The organism is Synechococcus sp. MW101C3 (assembly GCF_002252635.1).
Lineage (GTDB): Bacteria > Cyanobacteriota > Cyanobacteriia > PCC-6307 > Cyanobiaceae > MW101C3.
In genome coordinates this window covers 130,766-152,773 of the sequence record NZ_NQKX01000008.1, presented here as the reverse complement: position 1 = coordinate 152,773, position 22,008 = coordinate 130,766, and the positions used below count along the sequence as shown (strand labels likewise).

General features: G+C 66.8%; 21 protein-coding genes. 4 read left to right on the top strand and 17 right to left on the bottom strand.

The window, feature by feature from the left end; all coding sequences use genetic code 11:
- The first annotated feature begins 43 nt into the window (after positions 1 to 43).
- Positions 44 to 532, top strand: coding sequence for a GNAT family N-acetyltransferase (locus tag CJZ80_RS11700; protein ID WP_094513270.1), 489 nt, complete (start codon positions 44 to 46; stop codon positions 530 to 532).
- A 22-nt stretch (positions 533 to 554) separates the two neighbouring features.
- Here CJZ80_RS11700 and CJZ80_RS11695 read toward each other — a convergent pair whose 3' ends face one another.
- From CJZ80_RS11695 to CJZ80_RS11685, 3 genes are read right to left on the bottom strand one after another with little or no spacing between them, the layout of a single operon-like run.
- Positions 555 to 1,265, bottom strand: coding sequence for a TIGR04283 family arsenosugar biosynthesis glycosyltransferase (locus CJZ80_RS11695; RefSeq protein ID WP_094513267.1), 711 nt, complete (start codon positions 1,263 to 1,265; stop codon positions 555 to 557).
- Complete coding sequence (locus tag CJZ80_RS11690; RefSeq protein ID WP_094513263.1) at positions 1,253 to 1,894, bottom strand: TIGR04282 family arsenosugar biosynthesis glycosyltransferase; 642 nt, start codon at positions 1,892 to 1,894, stop codon at positions 1,253 to 1,255. The genes CJZ80_RS11695 and CJZ80_RS11690 overlap by 13 nt, the downstream gene beginning before the upstream one ends.
- Positions 1,891 to 3,066, bottom strand: a complete 1,176-nt coding sequence (locus CJZ80_RS11685) for a trypsin-like peptidase domain-containing protein (protein ID WP_233133042.1) — start codon at positions 3,064 to 3,066, stop codon at positions 1,891 to 1,893. The genes CJZ80_RS11690 and CJZ80_RS11685 overlap by 4 nt, the downstream gene beginning before the upstream one ends.
- Positions 3,067 to 3,161: 95 nt before the next feature.
- Between CJZ80_RS11685 and dnaA the strand changes: the two genes are divergently transcribed.
- Entirely contained in the window at positions 3,162 to 4,589 is a 1,428-nt protein-coding gene (gene dnaA, locus CJZ80_RS11680) for a chromosomal replication initiator protein DnaA (RefSeq protein WP_369803048.1), read from the top strand.
- 53 nt (positions 4,590 to 4,642) lie between these two features.
- Here the strand turns inward: dnaA and cbbX are convergent, their stop codons facing one another.
- The 14 genes from cbbX to CJZ80_RS11610 form a co-directional block, all read right to left on the bottom strand.
- On the bottom strand, positions 4,643 to 5,593 hold the full coding sequence (cbbX, locus tag CJZ80_RS11675) for a CbbX protein (protein ID WP_233133041.1): 951 nt from the start codon (positions 5,591 to 5,593) through the stop codon (positions 4,643 to 4,645).
- Entirely contained in the window at positions 5,593 to 5,841 is a 249-nt protein-coding gene (locus CJZ80_RS11670; RefSeq protein WP_094513256.1) for a 4a-hydroxytetrahydrobiopterin dehydratase, read from the bottom strand. The genes cbbX and CJZ80_RS11670 overlap by 1 nt, the downstream gene beginning before the upstream one ends.
- Positions 5,842 to 5,864: 23 nt before the next feature.
- Positions 5,865 to 6,998: a CO2 hydration protein gene (locus CJZ80_RS11665; RefSeq protein ID WP_094513252.1), complete on the bottom strand. Its 1,134-nt coding sequence runs from the start codon at positions 6,996 to 6,998 to the stop codon at positions 5,865 to 5,867.
- Complete coding sequence (locus tag CJZ80_RS11660; RefSeq protein ID WP_094513249.1) at positions 6,995 to 8,530, bottom strand: NADH-quinone oxidoreductase subunit M; 1,536 nt, start codon at positions 8,528 to 8,530, stop codon at positions 6,995 to 6,997. Before CJZ80_RS11660 ends, CJZ80_RS11665 begins: the two co-directional genes overlap by 4 nt.
- A gap of 25 nt (positions 8,531 to 8,555) precedes the next feature.
- A complete protein-coding gene (locus CJZ80_RS11655; RefSeq protein ID WP_198948300.1) occupies positions 8,556 to 10,406 on the bottom strand; it encodes an NAD(P)H-quinone oxidoreductase subunit F in 1,851 nt (616 codons plus the stop codon).
- A 76-nt stretch (positions 10,407 to 10,482) separates the two neighbouring features.
- Positions 10,483 to 10,956 carry a bacterioferritin gene (locus CJZ80_RS11650; protein WP_094513246.1) on the bottom strand — a complete coding sequence of 158 codons (474 nt, stop codon included), beginning with the start codon at positions 10,954 to 10,956 and terminating at the stop codon, positions 10,483 to 10,485.
- A gap of 2 nt (positions 10,957 to 10,958) precedes the next feature.
- Positions 10,959 to 11,267, bottom strand: a complete 309-nt coding sequence (locus CJZ80_RS11645; RefSeq protein ID WP_094513243.1) for a BMC domain-containing protein — start codon at positions 11,265 to 11,267, stop codon at positions 10,959 to 10,961.
- A 468-nt stretch (positions 11,268 to 11,735) separates the two neighbouring features.
- Positions 11,736 to 11,987 carry a carboxysome peptide B gene (locus tag CJZ80_RS11640; RefSeq protein ID WP_094513240.1) on the bottom strand — a complete coding sequence of 84 codons (252 nt, stop codon included), beginning with the start codon at positions 11,985 to 11,987 and terminating at the stop codon, positions 11,736 to 11,738.
- The gene (locus tag CJZ80_RS11635) at positions 11,987 to 12,259 is read right to left on the bottom strand and encodes a carboxysome peptide A (RefSeq protein WP_094513236.1); all 273 of its coding nucleotides are present in this window, start codon (positions 12,257 to 12,259) and stop codon (positions 11,987 to 11,989) included. Before CJZ80_RS11635 ends, CJZ80_RS11640 begins: the two co-directional genes overlap by 1 nt.
- Position 12,260: 1 nt before the next feature.
- Positions 12,261 to 13,820, bottom strand: coding sequence for a carboxysome shell carbonic anhydrase (locus CJZ80_RS11630; protein ID WP_094513233.1), 1,560 nt, complete (start codon positions 13,818 to 13,820; stop codon positions 12,261 to 12,263).
- A 142-nt stretch (positions 13,821 to 13,962) separates the two neighbouring features.
- A complete protein-coding gene (locus tag CJZ80_RS11625; RefSeq protein ID WP_094513229.1) occupies positions 13,963 to 16,407 on the bottom strand; it encodes a CsoS2 family carboxysome shell protein in 2,445 nt (814 codons plus the stop codon).
- A gap of 147 nt (positions 16,408 to 16,554) precedes the next feature.
- Positions 16,555 to 16,896, bottom strand: coding sequence for a ribulose bisphosphate carboxylase small subunit (locus CJZ80_RS11620; protein ID WP_094513225.1), 342 nt, complete (start codon positions 16,894 to 16,896; stop codon positions 16,555 to 16,557).
- A gap of 86 nt (positions 16,897 to 16,982) precedes the next feature.
- Positions 16,983 to 18,395 (bottom strand): form I ribulose bisphosphate carboxylase large subunit, encoded by a 1,413-nt coding sequence (locus tag CJZ80_RS11615; protein ID WP_094513223.1) that lies wholly within the window; start codon positions 18,393 to 18,395, stop codon positions 16,983 to 16,985.
- Positions 18,396 to 18,468: 73 nt separating this feature from the next.
- The gene (locus tag CJZ80_RS11610) at positions 18,469 to 18,780 is read right to left on the bottom strand and encodes a BMC domain-containing protein (RefSeq protein WP_015107695.1); all 312 of its coding nucleotides are present in this window, start codon (positions 18,778 to 18,780) and stop codon (positions 18,469 to 18,471) included.
- A gap of 232 nt (positions 18,781 to 19,012) precedes the next feature.
- On the opposite strand from CJZ80_RS11610, the gene CJZ80_RS11605 reads away from it, so the two are divergent.
- Positions 19,013 to 20,266, top strand: coding sequence for a ferredoxin:protochlorophyllide reductase (ATP-dependent) subunit N (locus tag CJZ80_RS11605; protein ID WP_094513221.1), 1,254 nt, complete (start codon positions 19,013 to 19,015; stop codon positions 20,264 to 20,266).
- Positions 20,257 to 21,912 carry a ferredoxin:protochlorophyllide reductase (ATP-dependent) subunit B gene (locus CJZ80_RS11600; RefSeq protein ID WP_094513217.1) on the top strand — a complete coding sequence of 552 codons (1,656 nt, stop codon included), beginning with the start codon at positions 20,257 to 20,259 and terminating at the stop codon, positions 21,910 to 21,912. Before CJZ80_RS11605 ends, CJZ80_RS11600 begins: the two co-directional genes overlap by 10 nt.
- Positions 21,913 to 22,008: the final 96 nt, after the last annotated feature.

Here is a 22,008-nt window from a genome sequence, read left to right as displayed (position 1 = left end):
GATCGGGCAGGATCGTCCCATTGCGTTGCCTCGGCCCTCAGGATTGGACTCCGACCCCCTTCTCTCCAGCTTCTACGGCGTCGGATTCCGCCTTTGCCCCACGCCCAATCCGCAGCTGCAGCTGGTGTTGAGCGAAGACCGGGACATCGATCTGGTGGAGCTCGAAAAACTCTGTGATGCGGTGGGCTGGAGCCGCCGGCCGCTGCGGCGGGTGCGCAAGGCGCTGCAGCACAGCCTGCTGCGCGTTGGGCTGTGGCGTCACGATCCACGCGTGCCGCGGCTGGTGGGCTTCGCCCGCTGCACCGGTGATGGCGTGCTGGAAGCCACGGTGTGGGATGTGGCGGTGCACCCGCTTTATCAGGGAGCGGGGATGGGGCGGCAGCTGATGGCCTACGTGCTCGATCGCCTGCGCACCATGGAGGTGGAGCGGGTGAGCCTGTTCGCCGACCCCGACGTGGTGGGCTTCTACCAGTCGCAGGGCTGGGAACTGGAGCCGCGTCAGCGGCGCTGCGCCTTCTGGTATTCCCCCTGAACCATCACCCGACCACTCGCTCTCAAAGCTGGTAATAGCGGCGGGCGAGCTCGCCGGCCTCGGTGCCGTGGCGCCAGGCACGCCTGAGCCGCGCGTTGTGCCAGGTGGTGCGCCACACCCCCAGCCGCCGCCAGCGCCTGCCTTCCACCCACACCACCGGTCCCAGGCAGCGGACCGGCGCCCACCGGCGCAGGCGCAGCACCAGATCGAGGTCCTCCATCAGGGGCAGAGGACGCAGCCCACCGGCCCGCTCCAGAAGGCGCCGCGGCAGCAGCAGCCCCTGGTCGCCGTAGGGCGTGCACGCCCAGCGGCTACGCAGCTCCACGGCCGCCTCCATCAGCCGCAGGGCCAGGCCCGGCTCCTGCACCCGCAGACGGAAGTACCAGGCGGCTTCGGCCTGCCCCAGCGCCGCCCGCACCGACTCCCACCAGCGCGGCGGCAGACGCAGATCGCCATGCAGCAGCAGCAGCCAGGGGGCTTCCGTGGCGGCCACCCCCGCCACCAGCTGGGCACCCCGGCCCCCGGCGGCCTGCCGCAGCGCCGCACCGGCCAGCCGCGCCAGCCGGCCGCTGCCATCGGAGCTGCCTCCATCCACCACCAGCAGTTCGCTGATCAGCCCCGGTGGCGCCAGCGACAGATCGGCCAGCAGCAGAGGCAGATGGGCCGCCTCATTGCGTACGGGGATCACCACGGCGATCCCCCCCGGCGGCGCGGCGGCCGTCAGCTGTGCCATGGCGCCAGGTCGCCGACGCGGTCGAGGTCGCTGCGCAGCGGCAGCAGAGTGGGTTCCAGACGGCATTGGCGGGCCAGATGCAGGGTCTGATCCAGTACCGCCGACGAGCCCCAGTCGATGCCACAGAACAGTGCCGGTTCAGGCCGGCGCAGACCGATCAGCCAGTAACCGCCATCGGTGGCGGGGCCCAGCACCAGGGGGCTGTGCTCCAGCGCCACGAAAGCAGCGGCCAGATCCGCACCCTCCAGCAGGGGCAGGTCTGTGCCGATCAGCACCACCCGGTGGGCCCCGGCGCGAAAGGCGCGGTGAAACTGGCGGGCAATGCGCACGCCCAGGTTGCCCTTCCCCTGCAGCACCACCGCCTCAAGGCCTGCGCCGCGCCCCCAACGCCCTGCCGCCCGCCTGCCCAGCCCCTCCACGGCCAGCAGCGTGGAGCAGCGGCCGGCAGCGGCCAGAGCCCCGGCCACCACGAGGGTGTGGGCGGTGAGTAGGCGCTGGATCCGGGCCGCCGAAACGGCGCCGATGCTGGCCCCAAGGCGCCGCTTGCAGCGGCCCGGGGCGGGCCAGCGCGCCATCACCACCAGAACACGCTGCCCCCTGGGTGAGGGAGCCGGCTCAGCCTCGCTCATCCAGGAGTCTTGAGCTCCGCCGGTCGCATGTTGAGCGTGAGGGTCTGGCTGCCACGGCGCACCCTGATGGTCATGTCGCTGCCGACCCGCACCTGATCCACCGCCACCTGCACCTCGGAAGGACTGCGCACGGCCTTGTCGTCCACCTGTTCGATCAGGTCGCAGGGCTTGAGCCCCCCCTGCTCGGCGGGGCTGCGGGGCAGCACCTCCACCACCACCACACCCTGGACTTCCGGCAGCTCGCACTCGGAGGAGGTGGCGTTGATCTCACGCGCCAGCTGGGGCGTGAGCGCCTGCAGGCGCACGCCGATGTAGGGGTGCGAGGCCCGTCCCTTCTCCAGGATCTGGGCGGCGATCTGACGGGCCAGGTTGACCGGGATCGCAAAGCTGAGGCCGGCACCGGGCGCCTGGCGGATGGCGGTGTTCACGCCGATCACCTGTCCCCGGTCGTTGATCAGCGGCCCACCGCTGTTGCCGGGGTTCACGGCCGCGTCGGTCTGGATGTAGGGCACCCGCTGGCCTTCGCCGATGGCATTGGTGCGCTGGATGGCGCTGATGATCCCTGCGGTGACGGTGTTGTCGAGCCCGAGCGGGTTGCCGATCGCGATCGCCCACTCCCCGGGCCGCACGCGGGCGGAATCCCCCAGCGGCGCCACAGGCAGCCCCTGGGCCACCACCTTCACCACGGCGATGTCGGTGAGCGGATCACTGCCGAGCACCTTGCCGGTGAAGCTGCGCCCGTCGGGCAGCGTGATCGACACCTCGTTGGCCCCCTCCACCACGTGGGCGTTGGTGATGATCACCCCGTCGGAGCGGGTGATGAAGCCCGAGCCCTGCCCCTGCTGCTGCTGAATCGCCGGGCCACGCCCGAAAAGGCCACCCAGCGGGTTGATCACCCGCTTGACCGTGTCGATGCGCACGACGGCCGGACCCACCTTTTCGACCGCATTGACGATGAAGCTGTTGCCGGTCTGCAGCGGCCCCGCCGGCGGCGCATCGCTCACCTTCGGCAGGGCGGGAGCACGGTCGCTCCGGGGCAGCTGCGGCAGCCGGGGCAAGCCGGGCAGGTCCGGCAGGCTCACCGCGCAGCCGCTCATGGCGATCCCCAGCAGTCCGGCAGTGAGGCCAGCCCGTGGAAACCGGCGCGGACGGGGGAGGCGGACAGGGGACATCGCGGGCGGGCAAGCCAGGTCAGGATGCGCCTCAACGGAGGCCGCCCGCCTGGAAGGTCTCTGCCTATATTCGGCCCCCGGGCGTTGGGGTGGTGGTGCAGCAGGGTGATCAGCTGTGGCACCGGGTTCAGGATTCGCTTCAGGCCAATCTGAGCAAGCCGACCTTCGAAACCTGGATCCGTCCAGCCCGCTGTGCCGGCTTCAGCAACGGGGTGCTGCAGCTGGAAGCGCCGAACAGCTTCGCCTGCGGCTGGCTGCGCAAGAACTACCTCACCACCATTGCCGCCGTCGCCTCCGAGCTCGCCGGGCACGGTGTCGCCGTAGAGGTGTCCACGGCCCAGACGGTCGCTGAACAGAGCCCTGATGGGCTGCCGGAGGCCATGGCCGGCGAAGGGGGGCCGGTGGCGGCCGGTGCCAGGGCGATGGCGGGCCCGTCCTCCGGCGCCCCGGTGCTGGCGGCGACCGCCAGCGGTGAAACACCCAGGCGGCCGGCGCCGGGGCTCAACCCCCGCTATGTGTTCAACCGCTTTGTGGTGGGGCCCAACAGCCGCATGGCCCATGCGGCGTCGCTGGCGGTGGCGGAGGCGCCGGGGCGGGAGTTCAACCCCCTGTTCCTGTGCGGTGGGGTCGGGCTGGGCAAGACCCACCTGATGCAGGCGATCGGCCACTACCGCGTCGAGATCGACCCGGATGCGCGCGTGTTCTACGTATCCACAGAGTCGTTCACCAACGACCTGATCCAGGCGATCCGCAAGGACGGCATGCAGAAATTCCGCGACCGCTACCGGGCCGCCGATCTGATCCTGGTGGACGACATCCAGTTCATCGAAGGCAAGGAGTACACCCAGGAGGAGTTCTTCCACACCTTCAACGCCCTGCATGAGGCCGGGCGCCAGATCGTGATCGCCAGCGATCGCCCCCCCAGCCAGATTCCCCGCCTGCAGGAGCGCCTGATCTCACGCTTCTCGATGGGCCTGATCGCCGACATCCAGACCCCGGACCTGGAGACCCGCATGGCGATCCTGCACAAGAAGGCGGAGCAGGAACGCATGACCCTGCCGCGCGACCTGATCCAGTACCTGGCGGGCCGCTTCACCTCCAACATCCGGGAGCTGGAGGGGGCGCTCACCCGGGCCGTGGCCTTCGCCTCGATCACCGGTCTGCCGATGACGGTGGAATCGGTGGCGCCGATGCTCGATCCGGTGGGCAACGAGGTGGTGGTGACGCCGCAGCAGGTGGTGGAGAAGGTGGCCGAGGTGTTCGGTGTCAGCATCGACGAGATGCGCAGCAGCAGCCGCAAACGGGCCGTGAGCCAGGCGCGTCAGGTGGGCATGTATCTGATGCGCCAGACCACCGATCTGAGCCTGCCCCGCATCGGCGATGTGTTCGGCGGCAAGGACCACAGCACCGTGATGTATGCCGTGGAGCAGGTGGAGAAGAAGCTGGCCAGCGATCCTTCCCTGGCCCGCCAGCTGCAGCAGGTGCGTGATCTCTTGCAGATCGACGGCCGCCGCCGACGCTAGAAGCTGGTGGTGATCTGCAGCCGCCAATCCGCAGCCACTGATCGGCCCTTGGCTCAGGTGAGCGGCAGGCTGCGATCGAGGCCTTCGACGCGGCCCTGGAACACACTGCTGGCGGTGATGTCTTCCGCCTCGATCGTGATCAGATCCCGCTTGGTGAGGCCGCGCCCCATGTGGTTGAACAGCCGGTTCGCCTGGCGCATGCGGGCCCGATCGATGGCATTGCGGATCGAGCGGGCATTGGCGAAGAACGGCAGCAACATACGGCGCTGGATATAATCAGAAAAAGCGATGCTGGCCTCATCGCTGAAGCGATAGCTTTCACCGGCAAGAATCAGCTTGGCGATGGCCAGCAACTCCGGAGCAGTGTAATCCGGGAAGTCGATATGGTTGGCCACACGGGAAGACAGGCCGGGATTCGATTGATAGAAGACATCCATCTTGTCTTTGTAGCCCGCAAAGATCACCACCAGATCATCACGGTTATTCTCCATCACCTGCAGCAGGATCTCGATCGCCTCAGCGCCATAATCGCGCTCATTCTCAGGGCGGTAGAGGTAGTAGGCCTCATCGATGAACAGCACGCCACCCATGGCCCGCTTGAGCATCTCCCGCGTCTTGGGGGCGGTATGGCCGATGTACTGGCCCACCAGATCATCACGGGTGGCCGTGACCAGATGGCCTTTGCGCACATACCCCAGCCGGTGCAGGATTTCGGAAATCCTCTCGGCCACAGTCGTTTTGCCCGTGCCTGGATGCCCCGTGAACGACATGTGCAAGCTGGGGGCCGCCGTGGCCAGCCCCACCTGCTTGCGGGCCCGCTCCACCACCAGCAGGGCGGCAATCTCACGGATCCGCATCTTCACCGGCTTGAGCCCGATCAGTTCACGGTCGAGCTGATCAAGCACATCACCCACGCCGGTGCCTTCGTAGGCGGCCCGCAGATCCACCGGGGTGTCATCCGCCATCACCGGATCGGAGCTGGGGCCGACGGTGGAGGGGGCCATCAGGGCACGAGACGATCGATGGCCTCGGCGAACGCGGTTTCTGGTTCACCGATCGGGCCGTCCTCTGTTTCGCTGCGCAGGGTGAGATTCACGTAGGTGCGCCCGAAGCTGATATCCGGAAAGCGGCCGCTCCGCTCGGACAGATCGTTGAGCTGCTCGAGGAAGACGCGGGTGGTTTCGTAGTCGCCGAATTCCAGCCGCCGCTCCAGACGTTCGGGTCGCTGCCGATGGGTCCAGGGTTGCTCCATCTGGGAAACCTACTGCAGGGAAATCATCCAGCCGCGGCGGCCAATCGGTCAGGCAGGCAGTCGATGCGCGCCACCCGCAACCGCTCGATCCAGGCCATCGCATAGGCCCGGTTGGCCTGTTGTTCGCTCGGGTCACTGCTGGAGAGCGGATGGGGAAAGGTGCCGTCGATCGCCGCATTGGTGACGCAGAACATCGCCTTCTGAAAACTGGCGCAGATCTTCACGCGTAGATCACCCTCCCCCCGGCCCCGGCTGCGGTACACCTGCAGCAACGCCGCCGGCAGATGGCGGCTCATGTCCTGCATCAGCAGGCTGGGCGGAATGCCCGCACCCATGGTTGGCAGTGGATCGGCATAGAGCGCGCCGTACTGGAAACAGGCCTGATCGATCGGGATCTGGCGCGCCTGCGCGTTGAACGACACCGTGCCGAGGAACGGACTGCCCCGCAGGAACACCGCCTCCACGTAGGGCACCGCCACATCACTCAGGAAGGTGAGGCCGGCAGCTGGTGGCAGGATCTCGAACGGCACACCATCGAGCTCCACCGCGTAGCAGATGGGCTGGCCGGCAGCCGCCACCAGCCCCTCGCGGATGAAGGCCACCACAGCGGCGATCGTGGCGACCTCACCGCGGCGGTGGGAGGCGGCGAGATCCAGGAACAGATCGCTCATCACCCGCCAGAACTGGCCCAGCGCGCTGGCGGTGGCCGCCGAGCGGATCAGCTCAGGCAGGAACTCCGGGAACAGAGGATCCAGCAGGGCCAGCAGCGGATCACGGCGGCGCTTGTGGCCGATCACCACGGCACAATGCTGCCGGAAGGCAGGCGAATCGAGGTAGGCATCAAGGCCGCCGGTGCCATGCCAGAGCATCAGGCGCTGGCAATACTCGGCGTATTCGAAGTTGATGCGGTCGTGGATCAGGTGGCGCCAGAGCCGCTGCGGGGTGACCTCACCGTTGAGGAAGCGCAGCACCGGGAAGGGATTGAGAAACTCGCGCTGGGCCTGATGGATGAGGTTGCGGCTGTAGGCATCGAGCACCTCCCCATAGCTCTCCAGCACCGCCACCACCTCCAGCAGGTGCTCGGCGGAGTGATCGAGCAGCGGCACCCCTGCGAGCAGGCGCTCCAGCATCGCTGCCGCTTCAGGCTGACGGGTCATCGCCCCCTCCCCCCGGCGACCAGGCCATCAGGCACCACCGGGGCAGGCAGGGCCGCAAGGCTGTGCGGCGCCCGGCTCATCGCCGTCGTGGTGGCCGTGGCAAGGGTGCCCAGTCCCTGCGGCGCCACCCCAAGCAGCAGCACCGCCAACGTGAGCGCAAGTGCAGGGATCTGTCGGGCCAGGGGCACCGCCGGCAAGGGCGTGTCGACGTCGTCGGCCGGAGGGGAAAGGCGACCGAAGAACACCCGGTTCACCAGCAGCAGGAAGTAGACCGCCGTGAGGCCCGAGCCCACCATGCACAGGACGGTGGCCAGCGGGAAGGGCACCAGGCTGCCGCGGAACACCAGAAATTCGGAGATGAAGCCCGCCATGCCGGGGATGCCCGCACTGGCCATCACCCCGGCGATCATCAGCGAACCGGTGATCGGCAGACCCCGCTCCGGGTTGAGCAGGCCACGCAGCACGTTCAGGTCGCGGGTGCCGGTGGTGGCGTACACCACCCCCACCAGCAGGAACAGCAGCGCGGAGATCAGGCCGTGGCTCACCATCTGAAAGAGCGCGCCCAGCAGACTCACCGGAGTGGCAGCGGCAGCTGCCAGCAGCACGTAGCCCATGTGGCCCACGGAGCTGTAGGCCACCATCCGTTTCATGTCCTGCTGCTGAATCGCAGCCAGCGAGCCGAACAGAACCGACACCGCCGCCCAGCCCGCCAACCATGGAGACATCAACTGCCAGGCATCGGGGAAGAGGCCAAGGCAGAAGCGCAACAGTCCATAGGTGCCGAGCTTCAGCAGCACCCCGGCCAGCAGCAGGGACACGGGCGTGGAGGCCTCGGTGTGGGCATCAGGCAGCCAGGTGTGGAACGGAAACAGCGGGATCTTGATGCCGAACCCCACGAGCAGGGCCCCCATCAGCAGCAGCTGAAGGCCCATACCCAGCTGTTGGCCCAGCAGCGGCTGCAGGCTGAAATCGGCCGTGCCGGTGGCCAGCGCCAGTCCGAAGAAGGCGCCAAGGATCAGCACACCGGACACGGCGGTGAACAGCAGGAACTTCGTGGCCGCATAGGCGCGGTTGCTGCCACCCCAGATGGCGATCAGCAACCAGAGCGGAATCAGCTCCAGCTCATAGAAGAGGAAGAACAACAGCAGATTCTGGGCGAGGAAGGCGCCGTTCACCGCCCCGCTGATCAGCAGCAGCAGGGCGTAGTAGAGGCGGGGTCGCGGCGTGGAGGCGGACGTGACCAGCGCCGCTGCCAGCGAGAGCGCCCCATTGATCAGCACCAGAGGCAGCGAAAGGCCGTCGATGCCGAGCCGGTAGTCGAGGCCAAGGCTGCCCACCCAGGGCGCCATCTCCTCGAGCTGCAGGCCGGGAATGGCGGGGTCGAACTGCCACAGCACCCGCAGCGACCAGGCCACCTGCAACACCAGCAGCGCCAGGCAGGTGCGACGCAGACGCTCGCCGCTCACCTCACCGGGCCAGAGCAGCAGGGCGATGGCGCCGAGCAGCGGGATCAGCAGCAGACCGCTCAACATGGCGGCACCTGTTCGGAAGGAAGGGTCATCGCACCACCCAGGAGAGCGAGGTGAGCAACAGCACGATCGCCACGGTCCCGGTGAGCACGTAGGTCTGGGTGTGACCGTTGACGCTCAGCTTGAGGCCTTCGGCACTGGCCAACGACAGGCTGCCCACCCGGTTCACCAGAGCGTTGACCACATCGCGGTCGAAGCGGGCGGCGGCACGCGAGAGCCCCGCCACCAGCGCCACGATCGTGACCCGGTAGATCCGATCGGTGTAGAAGTCGTAGGCGAGCAGATCCTGCAGCAGGCGCAGCGGCCGCAGGATCGTGACCGACCAGCCCTTGCGCAGCGGCAGCAGGCAGCCGGCCACCAGGGCGCCGGCACTGGTAAGCAGCAGCGAGAGCGCCACCGGCAGCGAGAATGAGGCCAGGCCGGGCACCGGGTCGATCACCACCATGATCAGCGGTGTGACCAGCACAAGCACGGTGAGGCTCACCATCGGCAGGGCCATCTGCCAGTTCACCTCAGGGGTGCGGCGAGTCTTGGGCTGGGCCGCGCCGAGGAACACCAGCCGGAACACCCGCGTGAGGTTGAGCACGGTGAGCGCGTTGGCGAGCAGCACGATCGCCGCCAGCCAGGGAGCGCTGCGCAGCATCGCCTGCACATCCAGACCCAGCGCCCAGAAGCAGCCAAGGGGAACCAGGCCGGTGGTACCTGCCGCCCCCACCAGGAACGCGCAGGTGGTGGCGGGCATGCGCCGACCCAGACCGCCCAGTTCGCTGAGGTCCTGGCAGTTGGTGGTGGCGATCACACAACCGATGCTCATGAACAGCAGTGCCTTGCCGACGGCATGGGCGAACAGCAACAGCAGGGCAATACCTGGCTGCTGCATGGCGATGGCAATGAACACCAACCCCATCGAGGCGCTGGTGGAATAGGAGAGCGTGCGCTTGATATCCACCTGAGCGATGGCCACGAGCGAACCGCCGATGGCGGTGACGGAGCCGAGCGCCACCAACGCCGCCAGGCTCAGGGGTGAAAGCTGCAGGATCGGCATCAGGCGCAGCAGCACGAGCGCGCCGCAGGTGACCACCACCGAGTTGCGCAGGATCGAAGCTGGATTCGGCCCCTCCATCGCCTCATCGAGCCACAGGTGCATCGGAAAGAGGGCGCACTTGCCCAGTGGCCCGGAGATCAGCGCCAGGCCGAGCAGATTGCCCGCCAGCGGGCTGATCTGTGCCCCTGCCGCCCAGCTGTAAAGGTCGTCGAAGCGCATCACCCCCGCCCACGCCGACAACGCCACCACCCCCATCAGCAGCAGCACGTCGCCCACCCGTTTGGTGAGGAAGGCATCGCGTGCGGCCGTCACCACCAGCGGCTGGGCATACCAGAAGCCCACCAACAGGTACGTGGAGAGGGTGAGCATCTCCAGCAGGAAGTAGGTGAGAAACAGCGAACTGCTGAGCACCACCCCCGCCATCGCCCCCTCGAAAAATCCCACCAGGGCGTAGAAGCGCGCCAGCGACCACTCCTTGTCGAGGTAACCGAGCGCGAAGAACTGGGCCAGCAGGCTCAGCCCTGTCACCAGCTCCAGGCTGGCCAGGCTGGTGAGCGAGAGATCGAAGCTGAGCGAGAGGGTGAGGTCGGCGGCCTGAAACCAGGGCACCGTGATCGCGAAGGGGCCTTCACGCAGCACGACGGCCAGCACGGCGCTGCCATGCAGGAAGGCCACCAGCGAGACGAGAATGTTCAGGTACGCGGCCGGCCTGGGGCCATCGCGGCGAATCCAGCCGCAGGCCCACGGCAGCGACAGCACGACGCCGACGAAGCCATACAGAGGAATCAGCCAGGCCAGCTGAATGATCAGGGGCGGAGCGGCGACCGTGAGCAAGGTGGCGCGACGGGTGGGTTGGGACGTGGACCATTCAGCAGTCTTGTTGTGCCAAGCCCGCCTGGGGGCCGAACACTCAGAAAGTGGCGCGTTGATTCACGAAAGCGCGCTGGTCGCCCAGCAACTGGTGGAGCCAGTCGTGCAGTTGCTCACCATGCAGGCGTTCTTCCGTCCAGAGGCGGTGGAAGAAATGGCCGTTGGCGGTATCGCCGATCAAGGCGCAGAAACGGCTGGCTTCCCCGTAGTGATCAACCAGGCGCTGCTCGAGCTCGGCATTGCGCCGCAGCAGACCGACCAGGTCGCCGGCAACGCTCACGGGCGTGAGCTGCGAAGCGGCCGGAGCCACCCCAAGCAGGAGCATGTGCTCCACGAGGCGCTGGGCATGCTGCATCTCCTCGGCGGTGTCGAGCCTGAAGCGCTCTGCGGCCTCCTCCTGACCCCAGAGGCTCAGCAGTGACGCCTGGGTCATGTACTGCTGAACCGCGGAGAGCTCCAGGCTGAGGGCCCGGCCGAGATAGCCGAGCACCCGGGGATGGGTACCGGCCTGCATGATCAGCTCCTGCGCAGGGCGCCGCTGAAGGTCAGCACGGGCTCCAGTTCGGAGTGGGGGCGGGCAATGATGTGGGCCGCCACCAGGCCATCGCCCACCCGTTCGCAGGCATCGGCACCGGCGCGCACGGCAGCGTTCACAGCGCCGGTTTCACCACGCACCATCACGGTCACATAGCCGCCGCCCACGAATTCGCGGGAGATCAGGGTGACTTCAGCTGCTTTGGTCATGGCGTCAGCGGCTTCGATCGCCGGCACCAGGCCGCGGGTTTCAATCATGCCGAGGGCGATGCCGGTCGGTGTGGAGGCCATGGCTGTGCTCTCAGTAGGGGATGGGGCCGGGGGGTGGGTGTGGACGGCGCCCTGCGGCGGCTGGTGGAGCGGACCGGCGCCGAACGGGCCGGGCTGCTGGTGGCGATCGCCTTCGCCGGGACGGTGATCGGCGGGGACGCTTCTCCAGCCGACACGGAGGAAACAGCCGACGGCGAAGCCGCGGCAGCCACCGTTGGAGCAGCGCTGCTGGACGCAGGGGTGCTGCTGGCGGCTGGGCCCGCTGCCTGGGGTGTGGGTGCGGGGGCTGCAGTGGCCGCTGAAGCCGATGGCGCGGCCGCCGCAGGGGTGACGGCAGGCAAGGCCTTGGCCGGATCCGCTGACGCCGTTGTCGTGGAGGGAGGGGTCACGGCAGCGGCGGGCGATGTGCGGCGGGACGAGGGCTGGCGGGAGGAGGGGGTGGCCATGGGGCAGCAGGAACGGACGGAATGGAAGTTGGAGAGGGAAGGGTCAACCGTCCGGGTCCCACAGGTCGATGATCCCGCCGATGGTCAGATCGGTCTGGATGTCGGGATTACCGGTGGCGAAGCGGGCTGCAGAGCCGCTGGCGGTGAACACCCAGTTGCCGGGCAGGGCGCCGATGGGATCGACCGCCACGCTGAGCTTGCCCTTGGTGTTGCGCAGCACCCGCAGGTGGCAGTGACGCAGACCTTCGATCCGCTGGGTGCAGACAAGCGATCCGGTGACCTGCATGATCTCCATCAGGCAGATCTCCGTTCGGCCGATCCAGATTCAGGATCCCAGTGGTCAATGATGCCCACGATTGTGAGATCGCTGGGATACGACTTACTGCCGGCTGCTTCCCGGGCAGCAGAGCTACCCACGCAGATCACCCAGTCGCCGGGAATGCAGCCAACGGCATCGACCGCCACTTTCTGGGAACTGCCATCCAGCACCACCTGAAGATGCTTGTGCTCGAACTCAGCGATGCGATTGGTGGCCACCAGAGGCTTGAGCACTTTGCAGATCAACATCTCAGTGCCCTCCTCCCGTGCCGAAGCTGATCGAAGACCCTACGGCTTCGGCTGGGGCATGCTGATCACGGTCGCGCACGGTCAGCAGGGTTTGCAGCAATCCCTCCGCACACAGCTGGCTGTAGCGGCTGCGAATGGCCGCATCCGTGCGGCGGCAATGCTGGATGGCCCGATCCCGAGCCCCCGGCACGCTGCCGTGATAATCAAAACGCACCACCACTGGCACCGGCAGTCCGCGTGACACATTCAGTCCCTTGAAGATCTTCACGCCCACATCCATGTCTGCGGAGCCTTCCTCCAGGGTGTCCATGTGAGCGAAATAAGTGAGATTACGCAAATGAATCTCCTTGAAACCGATGCCAACACCGATGAAGCGTTCGGCATGGCCAGCATCCACATAGGCTCCCTCGTGATAAGTGCGCACATAATCAATCTGGGAAAGATTGTGCTCGAGAAGCCGGGCCACCAGTGCCACCATGCCGTCATCGGGTTCACCGGGAGCCGCCTGGCGCACCAGTGAGAGCAGCTTGTGGCGGGCAGCCTCAGGAGTCAGGGCCTGGGTGTCGTCGTAGGCCTGGCGGGCATCCAGCCAGCGCTCCAGATCCGTGGTCCCATCCTGAGCCGGAACGTGTACGCGGATGGCATCGGTGTCGGTGTCCATGCCGATCAGCAGCAGATCCACCGAAGCGCCGCAACAGAAGCTGTTCTCCACCGCCTGCTGGAAGTCGCGAAGGCGGGCAAGGGCAGAAGCGGCGGCCAGCACATCATTGGAGCCGTGGGCGGCGCAGCCTTCGTGCAGCGGATCGCGGGAACTGAAGTGATACATCGCCACCTTGAGGTAGCGGGTGGGCTCGTGGGCGGGATTCGGCCGACCCTCGCGGTAACGCAGGTGCTCAGTCTTCACCCAGCGATCCACCGTGTTCTCCACATCAAGCAGGGCGCCGGCGTGGGGTCGGCGACGCACGGAGCTGAACGGCAGGCGCAGCGCGTAGGTGATGGCGTGGGCCAGACGCCCATCAGCGCAGGGAGTGACATCGAGCAGATGGAACCCACACGCCATCAGAAAGGCATTGAAGGCCTCAGCGGCGGCGGTTCCATCCTGGGCTTCGAGTGGGTCTTCACGGAAGAAAGCCCCACTGACCTGTTCATAGGTTTCGAACACGCACCAAGCGAACAGAGTGCGCATGTCGAGCTGCTGCACCCAGGCCGATTCCAGGATGGCCAGGGGCAGCTCAAAGCCCAGCTCGGCGGCAGCGTGCTGCTGGGCCTGGGCGATGAAATCGGGTTCGTGCTGAAGCGCCGAGAGCCGTTTGAGCACCGGCACGATCCGGTCGAAGGCCCCCTTCACCTGGGCGTCGTAGGCGTGCAGGCGTTCGTTGGCAGCGGAATCGGTGAGAGGGTGAAGCGCCCCCGCCGGCAGTGGACGGCGGCCGCGCATGGGCCGGGCGGGACGGAATGGGCCGCGGGCACCCGCCTTGGCGCGGGCGAGAGACAGCGGATCGGCAGCCCGGAGGATGGGTTCGGGAGCGAGCGAACGCAACTCCTGTGGAGCCGCCCGCATGAGTGACTCGGGCGCGATCGCCTGGATACCGGTCTGGTCCTGACGGCGCCGCGGAGCCGTGGGAGCCAGAGGCCTCTCAACGGAGGGATAGCGGCGCGAAGAAGCCAACGTCAGCAGTCAAGCGAAGGGACGAAACGAAGCATCAACCGCGGGCACCACCGGAAACGGTGATCAGGGAGCCCTTGTCCGTGCCACCGCTGGAGCCGGTCACGCGGCTCACCGGCTGGGCAATCTCATCGTTGCGCTTCGGCTGAACAGGAGCCATGGCGGACATCGGGCCGGTGCGGGTGGGATTGCGGCGGCGTGCCGAGGCTCCCTCCGTGCCGGTGACACGTTTGCCCCGGTCCCAGTCATCGCCGGTGATGTGCAGCCCGGCAGAGATACCTTCGCCAGTCACCCGTGAGAGCGGGCGCTCGCCTTCTGCCGGTTCAGCGAGCGGGGGAGCAGAAACCACCGCAGGGCCGGGGGCCATGCGCCGGGCCATCGGGATGGTGGCGGCGACGCTGGGGCTGGTGGGACGGTCGAAGCGGAACTGTTCGGTGCCGGTGACTTTGTCACCGGCCAGATCAAAAGGGCCGGTGATCCTGGCGCTGGTTTCGTAGCGGGTTCCCGTCACAGCATGGCTTCGTTCCCGCTGCTGATGGGCGGCGCGGGCCGGCGACTGAACGCTGAACTGTTGCCAGGGCTGGGTGTCGAGCGGCTGAGGGAAATCGGCCTCATGGCCCTCGGCGGCACCGCAGGCCTCGTTGAACTGGTCGGCGCCCACGTACGGGGTGCCGGTGACTGGCTCACAGGCACCCTTGGAGGCGCCGGTCATGATGCCGCCGATGCCGGGTTGAAGGCCACTGAGGCGCGGTCCTGGGGTGCCCATGCCGACGGGGACTCTCTGGCGGATCGTGCGGACCGCTTCGGGTGCACACCAGCCGGAAGCCTGCTCAAGGCCGGCATAGGGAGTGCCGGTGACGGCCTTGCAGGTGCCGGGCTCATCGCCAGTGACCTTGGAGGAGCGGCCGGTGTTGGTGCCGGAGACGATCTGCTGCTTGCCGGTGAGGCTGAAGCCCACCTTGGCCGCTTCCGGCTCGGGGCGCGCCCCGCAGAAACCTTCGTACTGCTGGCTGCCGATGTATTCATCACCGGTGACCCGGCGGCAGGTGCCCGGCTCGTTGCCGGTGACCTTTTCGGAGCGGCCCACGAGAGTGCCGGTGATGCCCGTGCCCCTGAGGGTGTGCACCTGGCCCACCTTCGGCGGCGCCTGACCGGGGCTGGCGATCGAGTCGTTGCCGACGTACTGGGTGCCGGTGGTGCGTACCGAGGCGCCGTGCTCATCACCGGTGACCTTCTCGGAGCGACCCACCATCACACCGGAGACCGGGCGGCCACCGAGGGTCTGGCTGAGGCCCACCTTGCGGGGACTGGGGGAACCGGTGGTGCCGCAGTAAGCCGCCGCCTGGTTAGCGGAGATGTATTCGGTGCCAGTGATCGACTTGCAGGTACCGGGCTCGTCGCCGGTGACCTTCTCAGAGCGGCCGACTTCGTTGCCGGTGACGCGGTTGCCATGGGTGGTGGCAGTGACGCGCACCTTGGCTGGCTGCAGGGGGGTGGGTTCGTTCTGGCAGAACAGGCGGAAGACGTCGGCGCCCATGTATTCGGTGCCGGTGACCGGCCGGCAGGTGCTGGCCTCGTTACCGGTGGTCTTCTCGGAACGATTGGCCTGCGTGCCGGTGACCACCTGACCTCGGGTGGTTTCACTGGCGCCCACCTTCCAGGTGGCGTCCTGAGCGCCGACGGGCCGGTTGGCTCCACGACGGGGACCGCAGGGCCGCGAGGTGCCACCGCAAGGACCCACGGCGCCGGCACCGTTCTTGCTCTTGAGGTCGCGAAGGCGCTGCGCGAGTTCGCGGCTGCTCATCTCGGGGTTGCCTTGCCGCACGACGGCGGCTGTGCCGTTGGAGCCATTGGTGGCGGCGGATTTTCCGTGCTTGGAGAGAGCTTCGCGGCGGGCCAGGCCCCGGGCACGGCTGGGGTTGTGCTGGGCCACCCGGCGGTTGCCGGAAAGGCGGCGATCGTCGCTGCGGCTGGCAGAGCTAGTGGAACCAAGACCGGCGGTGCGGCCGCTGCCGAGTGACCACTGGTCTGAAGCCGCAGGGCGTTCAGCAGCAGCAGCTGCGGCGTCTGTCTTGCCCTTGCACTTGCAATCGGCTGGCTTGGCGGCAGCAGAGGTGGAAGGCGCTTCCTTGCGGGTGCGATCGCGGCTGGTGTCGGCGCGCTTTCCCTTCTTGCTGAGGGCTTCGCGGCGGGCCAGCACCAGATCCCGGCTGGGGTTGGCGATGCGCGACGGAATCGAGCGCTGGCTGGATCCACTGGGAGCGGCGCCGAGCTGTTCAAAGCGAGGCGAGCGGCGCTCGGGAGCGGAGACAACGGCAGCAGGTTTGGGCGGGACCGCTTCCACAGTGCGGGCTGGGCGAGCTTCGGCAGCACCACGCACCCGGTTGGGGCTGGAGGAATAACGCTTCTCAGCAGACTTTCCGGCGGTGGAAAGTGCCAATCGACGTGCCAGTGCCGCTTCGCGACTGGATTGAGTTGCCATATCCGCCCGGTAAGGAAAGTGCCAGTGAACGTTCGTTGCGCGCAGCGTCAGACCGATCGACCGTGCGATGCGGTACTGAACAGAACTGGGAGCGTTTGGAGTGAAAGGAAGGGGAGGAGGTCCCGCCGAAGCGGGACCCACACCGCTTCAGCGCGCTTCGAAAACCACGAAGCAGGAACCCTGGCTCTGGGTGTAGGCGTCGTAGCCCACCAGACGCACGTGGTGATCGGGGTAGGCACGATGGCAGGCCTCGAGCTCACTCACGATCACGCCCAGATCCTTCTCGCCGAAGAAGGGGAGCTTCCAGTACGACCAGTAGGTGGCCATGGAACGGCTGGGGTGGACATGCTCAACGAGCGGGCTCCAACCCTGGGCAATGATGTAAGCGATCTGGTCGTAGATCTCGTCCTGGGACATCGGCGGAAGAAAGCCGAAGGTCTCCAGGGTGGCGACTGTTTGATAGTCACCCACGGTGCTCTTGAAGGGCATGGGGGTCCTTGAAGTGGAGGGGAAGGTTCAGAGGAGCTCCGCAGTGGCGGTGAAACAGGTTCACCGCCAGAACGGACTGGGGAAAATCAGCCGACGTCGAGCTTGTCGACGGTGTCGAACTCGAATTTGATTTCCTTCCAGGTTTCGAGAGCGATGGCCAGCTCAGGGCTGTGCTTGGCGGCTTCCATGAGGATGTCGCGGCTCTCCTTCTCGATCTCGCGACCGGCGTTGCGGGCCTTGACGCAGGCCTCGAGGGCCACACGGTTGGCGGCGGCGCCAGCGGCGGAACCCCAGGGGTGGCCGTGGGTGCCACCACCGAACTGCAGCACGGAATCGTCGCCGAAGATCGCCACCAGTGCGGGCATGTGCCACACGTGGATACCGCCGGAGGCCACGGCGAAGACGCCGGGCATGGAGCCCCAGTCCTGATCGAAGAAGTTGCCGCGGCTGCGATCTTCAGGAACGAAGGATTCACGCAGCTGGTCGATGAAGCCCAGGGTGGTCTGGCGATCACCTTCAAGCTTGCCCACCACGGTGCCGGTATGCAGCTGGTCACCACCGGAGAGACGCAGGCACTTCGCCAGCACCCGGAAGTGGATGCCGTGCTTGGGATGGCGGTCGATCACCGCGTGCATGGCGCGGTGAATGTGCAGCAGCATGCCGTTCTTACGGCACCACTTCGACAGACCGGTGTTGGCAGTGAAGCCACCGGTGATGTAGTCGTGCATGATGATCGGCTGACCCAGTTCTTTGGCGAACTCGGCCCGCTCGTACATCTCTTCAGGAGTGGCGGCGGTGCAGTTGAGGTAGTGACCTTTGCGCTCGCCGGTTTCCTGTTCCGCCGATTTCACGGCTTCTGCCACGAACTCGAAACGGTTCTGCCAGCGCTGGAAGGGCTGGGAGTTGATGTTTTCGTCGTCCTTGGTGAAGTCAAGACCGCCGCGGAGGCACTCATAGACCACCCGGCCGTAGTTCTTGCCGGAAAGGCCGAGCTTGGGCTTGATGGTGCAACCGAGCAGAGGACGGCCGTACTTGTTCATCCGGTCGCGCTCGACGCAGATGCCGTTCGGCGGGCCGGGGCAGGTCTTGATGAAGGCCATCGGGAAGCGGATGTCTTCCAGACGCAGGTGGCGCAGGGCCTTGAAGCCGAACACGTTGCCCACCAGGGAGGTGAGCACGTTGGTGATCGAACCTTCCTCGAACAGATCGAGGGGATAGGCAATGAAGGCATAGAAGGATTCCTTGTCGCCAGGAACGTCTTCGATGCGGTAGCAACGGCCCTTGTAGAAGTCGAGATCGGTGAGGAGCTCGGACCACACGGTGGACCAGGTGCCGGTGGAAGATTCAGCGGCCACGGCGGCAGCCACTTCTTCTTTGGGAACGCCTTCCTGGCCGGTGACCTTGAAGCAGGCCAGCAGGTCGGTGTCGAGGGGAACGTAGTCGGGAGTCCAGTACGTATCTCTGTACTCCTTGACCCCGGCGTCGTACTTCTTGCTCATGGGGGAAATCTCGTGGTGGGTCGGGTGGGAAGGGGAAAGCTGGGCAGCCCTCGATTCAGGGGCGGTTCAGCTCTCAGTCCTTGGAGCCCAGACCAAAGCTGCTGTTGAGCGCCGGTTCGACTTCACGGTGCGGGCGGGCAATGATGTGGGCTGCCACGAGGCCGTCGCCGACACGCTCGCAGGCGTCAGCGCCAGCGCGAACAGCAGCGTTGACAGCGCCGGTTTCACCGCGCACCAGCACGGTGACGTAGCCGCCGCCGACGAACTCACGACCGATCAGACGCACTTCTGCGGCTTTGGTCATCGCGTCGGCCGCTTCGATCGCGGGCACCAGGCCGCGGGTCTCGATCATGCCGAGGGCGATGCCCATGGTTTCATTCGCCATTGACGACTCCGGAACTGTGAGGAGGAGGTTCGCTAGGAACACTGCTCTTCGGGGTACCCCTGCGTCAAGCGATTTGGGTGGCCCTTCCCATCACCGTCCATGGTGAACCCGATAAGCGCTGCTCATGGGTTCCAGGTCGTTACGCCCTGTGAAGGAAACCGCTGATGTGGCCAGCTTTCCTCTCTCTTTGACGCCGGACGGATTAACCAGGAAGGGACCAACACCCGTGCCCATGGCCTCGACGCCAACCCTGCCGCCCTTGTTGCGTGAAAGCGGCCAGCGGGAGGTCTTTTGTGGTCTCACCTCGATCGTGTGGTTGCACCGCCGCATGCCGGATGCCTTCTTTCTGGTGGTGGGCTCCCGCACCTGCGCGCACCTGGTGCAGTCGGCAGCAGGGGTGATGATCTTTGCTGAACCCCGCTTCGGCACAGCGATCCTGGGGGAAAGGGATCTGGCTGGCCTGGCCGATGCCAATGAAGAGCTCGACCGGGTGGTGAACGACCTGCTGGAGCGCCGGCCCGAAATCCGCACCCTGTTCCTGGTGGGCTCCTGCCCGTCGGAAGTGATCAAGCTTGACCTGGCCAAGGCCGCGGAGCGGATCAACACCCGCATGCGCGGCCGTGTCCGGGTGGTGAACTACTCAGGCAGCGGCATCGAAACCACCTTCACCCAGGGCGAAGACGGCGCCCTGAGTGCGCTGGTTCCCTTGCTGCCCAGCAGCGATGAAAGCCAGCTGCTGCTGGTGGGAACCCTGGCCGATGGCGTCGAGGACCGCTTCCTCACCCTGTTCGAGCGCCTGGGTGTCGGGCCGGTGCGCAGCCTGCCGCCACGCCAGTCGACAGATCTCCCCGCCGTTGGGCCCGGCACCAAGCTGTTGCTCGCCCAGCCCTTTCTCAGCGACACGGTTCGGGCACTGGAGCGCCGCGGCGCCACCCGCCTCGCCAGCCCTTACCCCCTGGGAGTGGAGGGCAGCCGCGCCTGGATGGCCGCCGCCGCCGCCGCCTTCGGTGTCGACCCCGGCCTCGTGGCGGAGGTGCTCGATCCGCTGGTGGAGCGGGGCCGCAGGGCACTGGCTCCACTGCGGCAGCAACTCGAAGGCAAGCGTCTCTTCCTGATGCCCGACTCCCAGCTGGAGATCCCGTTGGCCCGCTTCCTCAGCCGCGAATGCGGCATGGAGCTGGTTGAGGTGGGCACCCCCTATCTCGATCGCCCCCTGATGGCGGAAGAGCTGGCCCTGCTGCCGGAGGGCACGCAGCTCAGCGAAGGCCAGGACCTGGAGCGGCAGCTGGAGCGGGTGCGCGCCGCCCGTCCCGATCTTGTGGTCTGCGGGCTGGGGATCGCCAATCCGCTGGAAGCGGAGGGCATCGCCACGAAGTGGTCGATTGAGCTCGTCTTCAGCCCCATCCACGGCATCGACCAGGCCGCCGATCTCGCCGAATTGTTTGCCCGTCCGCTGCACCGCCGCCAACTCCTGAAATGGAACTGACCCTCTGGACCTACGAAGGCCCCCCTCATGTGGGCGCGATGCGGATCGCCGCCTCGATGGAAGGGCTGCACTACGTGCTGCATGCGCCCCAGGGCGACACCTACGCCGACCTTCTGTTCACGATGATCGAGCGGCGAGATCGCCGTCCCCCCGTCACGTACACCACCTTCCAGGCCCGCGACCTCGGCGGTGACACCGCTGAACTGGTCAAGCGTTCGATCCAGCAAGCGGTGGATCGCTTCCAGCCCGAAGCCCTGCTGGTGGGCGAGAGCTGCACGGCGGAGCTGATCCAGGACCAGCCGGGTGCACTTGCCGGTGGGATGAATCTCGGCGTGCCGGTGGTGAACCTGGAACTGCCCGCCTATTCAAAGAAAGAGAACTGGGGGGCAGCCGAAACCCTCTATCAGCTCTGCCGCAGCCTGCTGCGCGAGCAGGTGCCGGCGCCCGGAACTCCGCGGCCCTCACCCGATCGCTGGCGGGCCGAAGGCCGTCGGCCGCGGGTGAATCTGCTCGGACCGAGCCTGCTGGGGTTCCGCTGCCGCGACGACATCAAGGAGATCCGCGGCTTGCTGAGCGAACACGGCATCGATGTGAACGTCGTGGCACCGATGGGCGCCAGGCCTGCCGATCTGTTGCGCTTGCCGGAAGCTGACGCCAATGTCTGCCTGTATCCGGAAGTGGCCGGGCCACTCTGCAGCTGGCTGGAGCGCCAGTTCGGCACGCCGGTGGTGCGCACCGTGCCCATCGGTGTGGGAGCCACGCGGCGGTTTCTTGACGAACTGAGCACCGTGCTCGATCTGGAAGCGCCCGAAGCCAACGAGGCCGACCTGCGCTCCAGGATGCCGTGGTACTCGCGCTCGGTGGATTCCACTTACCTCACCGGCAAGCGGGTGTTCATCTTTGCCGATGCCACCCACGCGATCGCCGCTGCGCGCATCGCCGCCGATGAGCTCGGCTTCACGGTGGTGGGCCTTGGCACCTACAGCCGCGAGCTGGCCCGCGAGGTGCGGGCCGCAGCCAAGGACCTGGGGCTGGAAGCCCTGATCACCGATGACTACCTCGCCGTGGAGAAGGCGATGGGAGAGGCCGCACCGGAGCTGGTGCTGGGCACCCAGATGGAACGCCACAGCGCCAAACGGCTGGGCATTCCCTGTGCGGTGATCAGCGCTCCGCTGCACGTGCAGGACGTGCCGGCCCGTTACGCCCCGCAGATGGGCTGGGAAGGGGCGAACGTGATCTTTGATTCCTGGGTACACCCGCTGATGATGGGTCTGGAGGAACACCTGATCGGCATGTTCCGCCACGACTTCGAATTCGTCGAAGGGCACCGCAGTCATCTGGCTGAGGGAGCGCCTCCCCGTCAGGCTGCGGCAGCCGAGCCTGTCCTGGCCGCGGTGGCCGGGACGTCCTTGGCAGCGGCGACCAACGGCGCCGCAGCAGCGGGCGCCACGGCCACACTGGCACCTCCCTCAGTGACCGAAGGCGTCGCGGTCTGGAGCGCCGACGGCGAAGCCGCCCTGCGCAAGATCCCCTTTTTCGTGCGTGGCAAGGTGAAAACCAACACCGAAACCTTCGCCCGTGAACACGGGTTGGTGGCGATCACCGAAGAGGTCCTCTATGACGCCAAGGCGCATTACAGCAAGTGAGGGATTGAGCGCAGAGCAGCCGGGAGATGTTTCGGTTTGCACCATGCGCGAACACGCTTGGCCGTGCTGACCTTGCATGGAACCAAGCCATTGTTC

Excerpts from the sequence above, each read along its gene's own strand:
- CJZ80_RS11695 (WP_094513267.1), bottom strand. The coding sequence starts at position 1,265 with ATGGCACAGCTGACGGCCGCCGCGCCGCCGGGGGGGATCGCCGTGGTG.
- CJZ80_RS11690 (WP_094513263.1), bottom strand. The coding sequence starts at position 1,894 with ATGAGCGAGGCTGAGCCGGCTCCCTCACCCAGGGGGCAGCGTGTTCTG.
- CJZ80_RS11685 (WP_233133042.1), bottom strand. The coding sequence starts at position 3,066 with ATGTCCCCTGTCCGCCTCCCCCGTCCGCGCCGGTTTCCACGGGCTGGC.
- cbbX (WP_233133041.1), bottom strand. The coding sequence starts at position 5,593 with ATGGCCCCCTCCACCGTCGGCCCCAGCTCCGATCCGGTGATGGCGGAT.
- CJZ80_RS11670 (WP_094513256.1), bottom strand. The coding sequence starts at position 5,841 with ATGGAGCAACCCTGGACCCATCGGCAGCGACCCGAACGTCTGGAGCGG.
- CJZ80_RS11665 (WP_094513252.1), bottom strand. The coding sequence starts at position 6,998 with ATGACCCGTCAGCCTGAAGCGGCAGCGATGCTGGAGCGCCTGCTCGCA.
- CJZ80_RS11660 (WP_094513249.1), bottom strand. The coding sequence starts at position 8,530 with ATGTTGAGCGGTCTGCTGCTGATCCCGCTGCTCGGCGCCATCGCCCTG.
- CJZ80_RS11650 (WP_094513246.1), bottom strand. The coding sequence starts at position 10,956 with ATGCAGGCCGGTACCCATCCCCGGGTGCTCGGCTATCTCGGCCGGGCC.
- CJZ80_RS11645 (WP_094513243.1), bottom strand. The coding sequence starts at position 11,267 with ATGGCCTCCACACCGACCGGCATCGCCCTCGGCATGATTGAAACCCGC.
- CJZ80_RS11640 (WP_094513240.1), bottom strand. The coding sequence starts at position 11,987 with ATGGAGATCATGCAGGTCACCGGATCGCTTGTCTGCACCCAGCGGATC.
- CJZ80_RS11635 (WP_094513236.1), bottom strand. The coding sequence starts at position 12,259 with ATGTTGATCTGCAAAGTGCTCAAGCCTCTGGTGGCCACCAATCGCATC.
- CJZ80_RS11630 (WP_094513233.1), bottom strand. The coding sequence starts at position 13,820 with ATGCGGGCGGCTCCACAGGAGTTGCGTTCGCTCGCTCCCGAACCCATC.
- CJZ80_RS11625 (WP_094513229.1), bottom strand. The coding sequence starts at position 16,407 with ATGGCAACTCAATCCAGTCGCGAAGCGGCACTGGCACGTCGATTGGCA.
- CJZ80_RS11620 (WP_094513225.1), bottom strand. The coding sequence starts at position 16,896 with ATGCCCTTCAAGAGCACCGTGGGTGACTATCAAACAGTCGCCACCCTG.
- CJZ80_RS11615 (WP_094513223.1), bottom strand. The coding sequence starts at position 18,395 with ATGAGCAAGAAGTACGACGCCGGGGTCAAGGAGTACAGAGATACGTAC.
- CJZ80_RS11610 (WP_015107695.1), bottom strand. The coding sequence starts at position 18,780 with ATGGCGAATGAAACCATGGGCATCGCCCTCGGCATGATCGAGACCCGC.
- CJZ80_RS11605 (WP_094513221.1), top strand. The coding sequence starts at position 19,013 with ATGGCCTCGACGCCAACCCTGCCGCCCTTGTTGCGTGAAAGCGGCCAG.
- CJZ80_RS11600 (WP_094513217.1), top strand. The coding sequence starts at position 20,257 with ATGGAACTGACCCTCTGGACCTACGAAGGCCCCCCTCATGTGGGCGCG.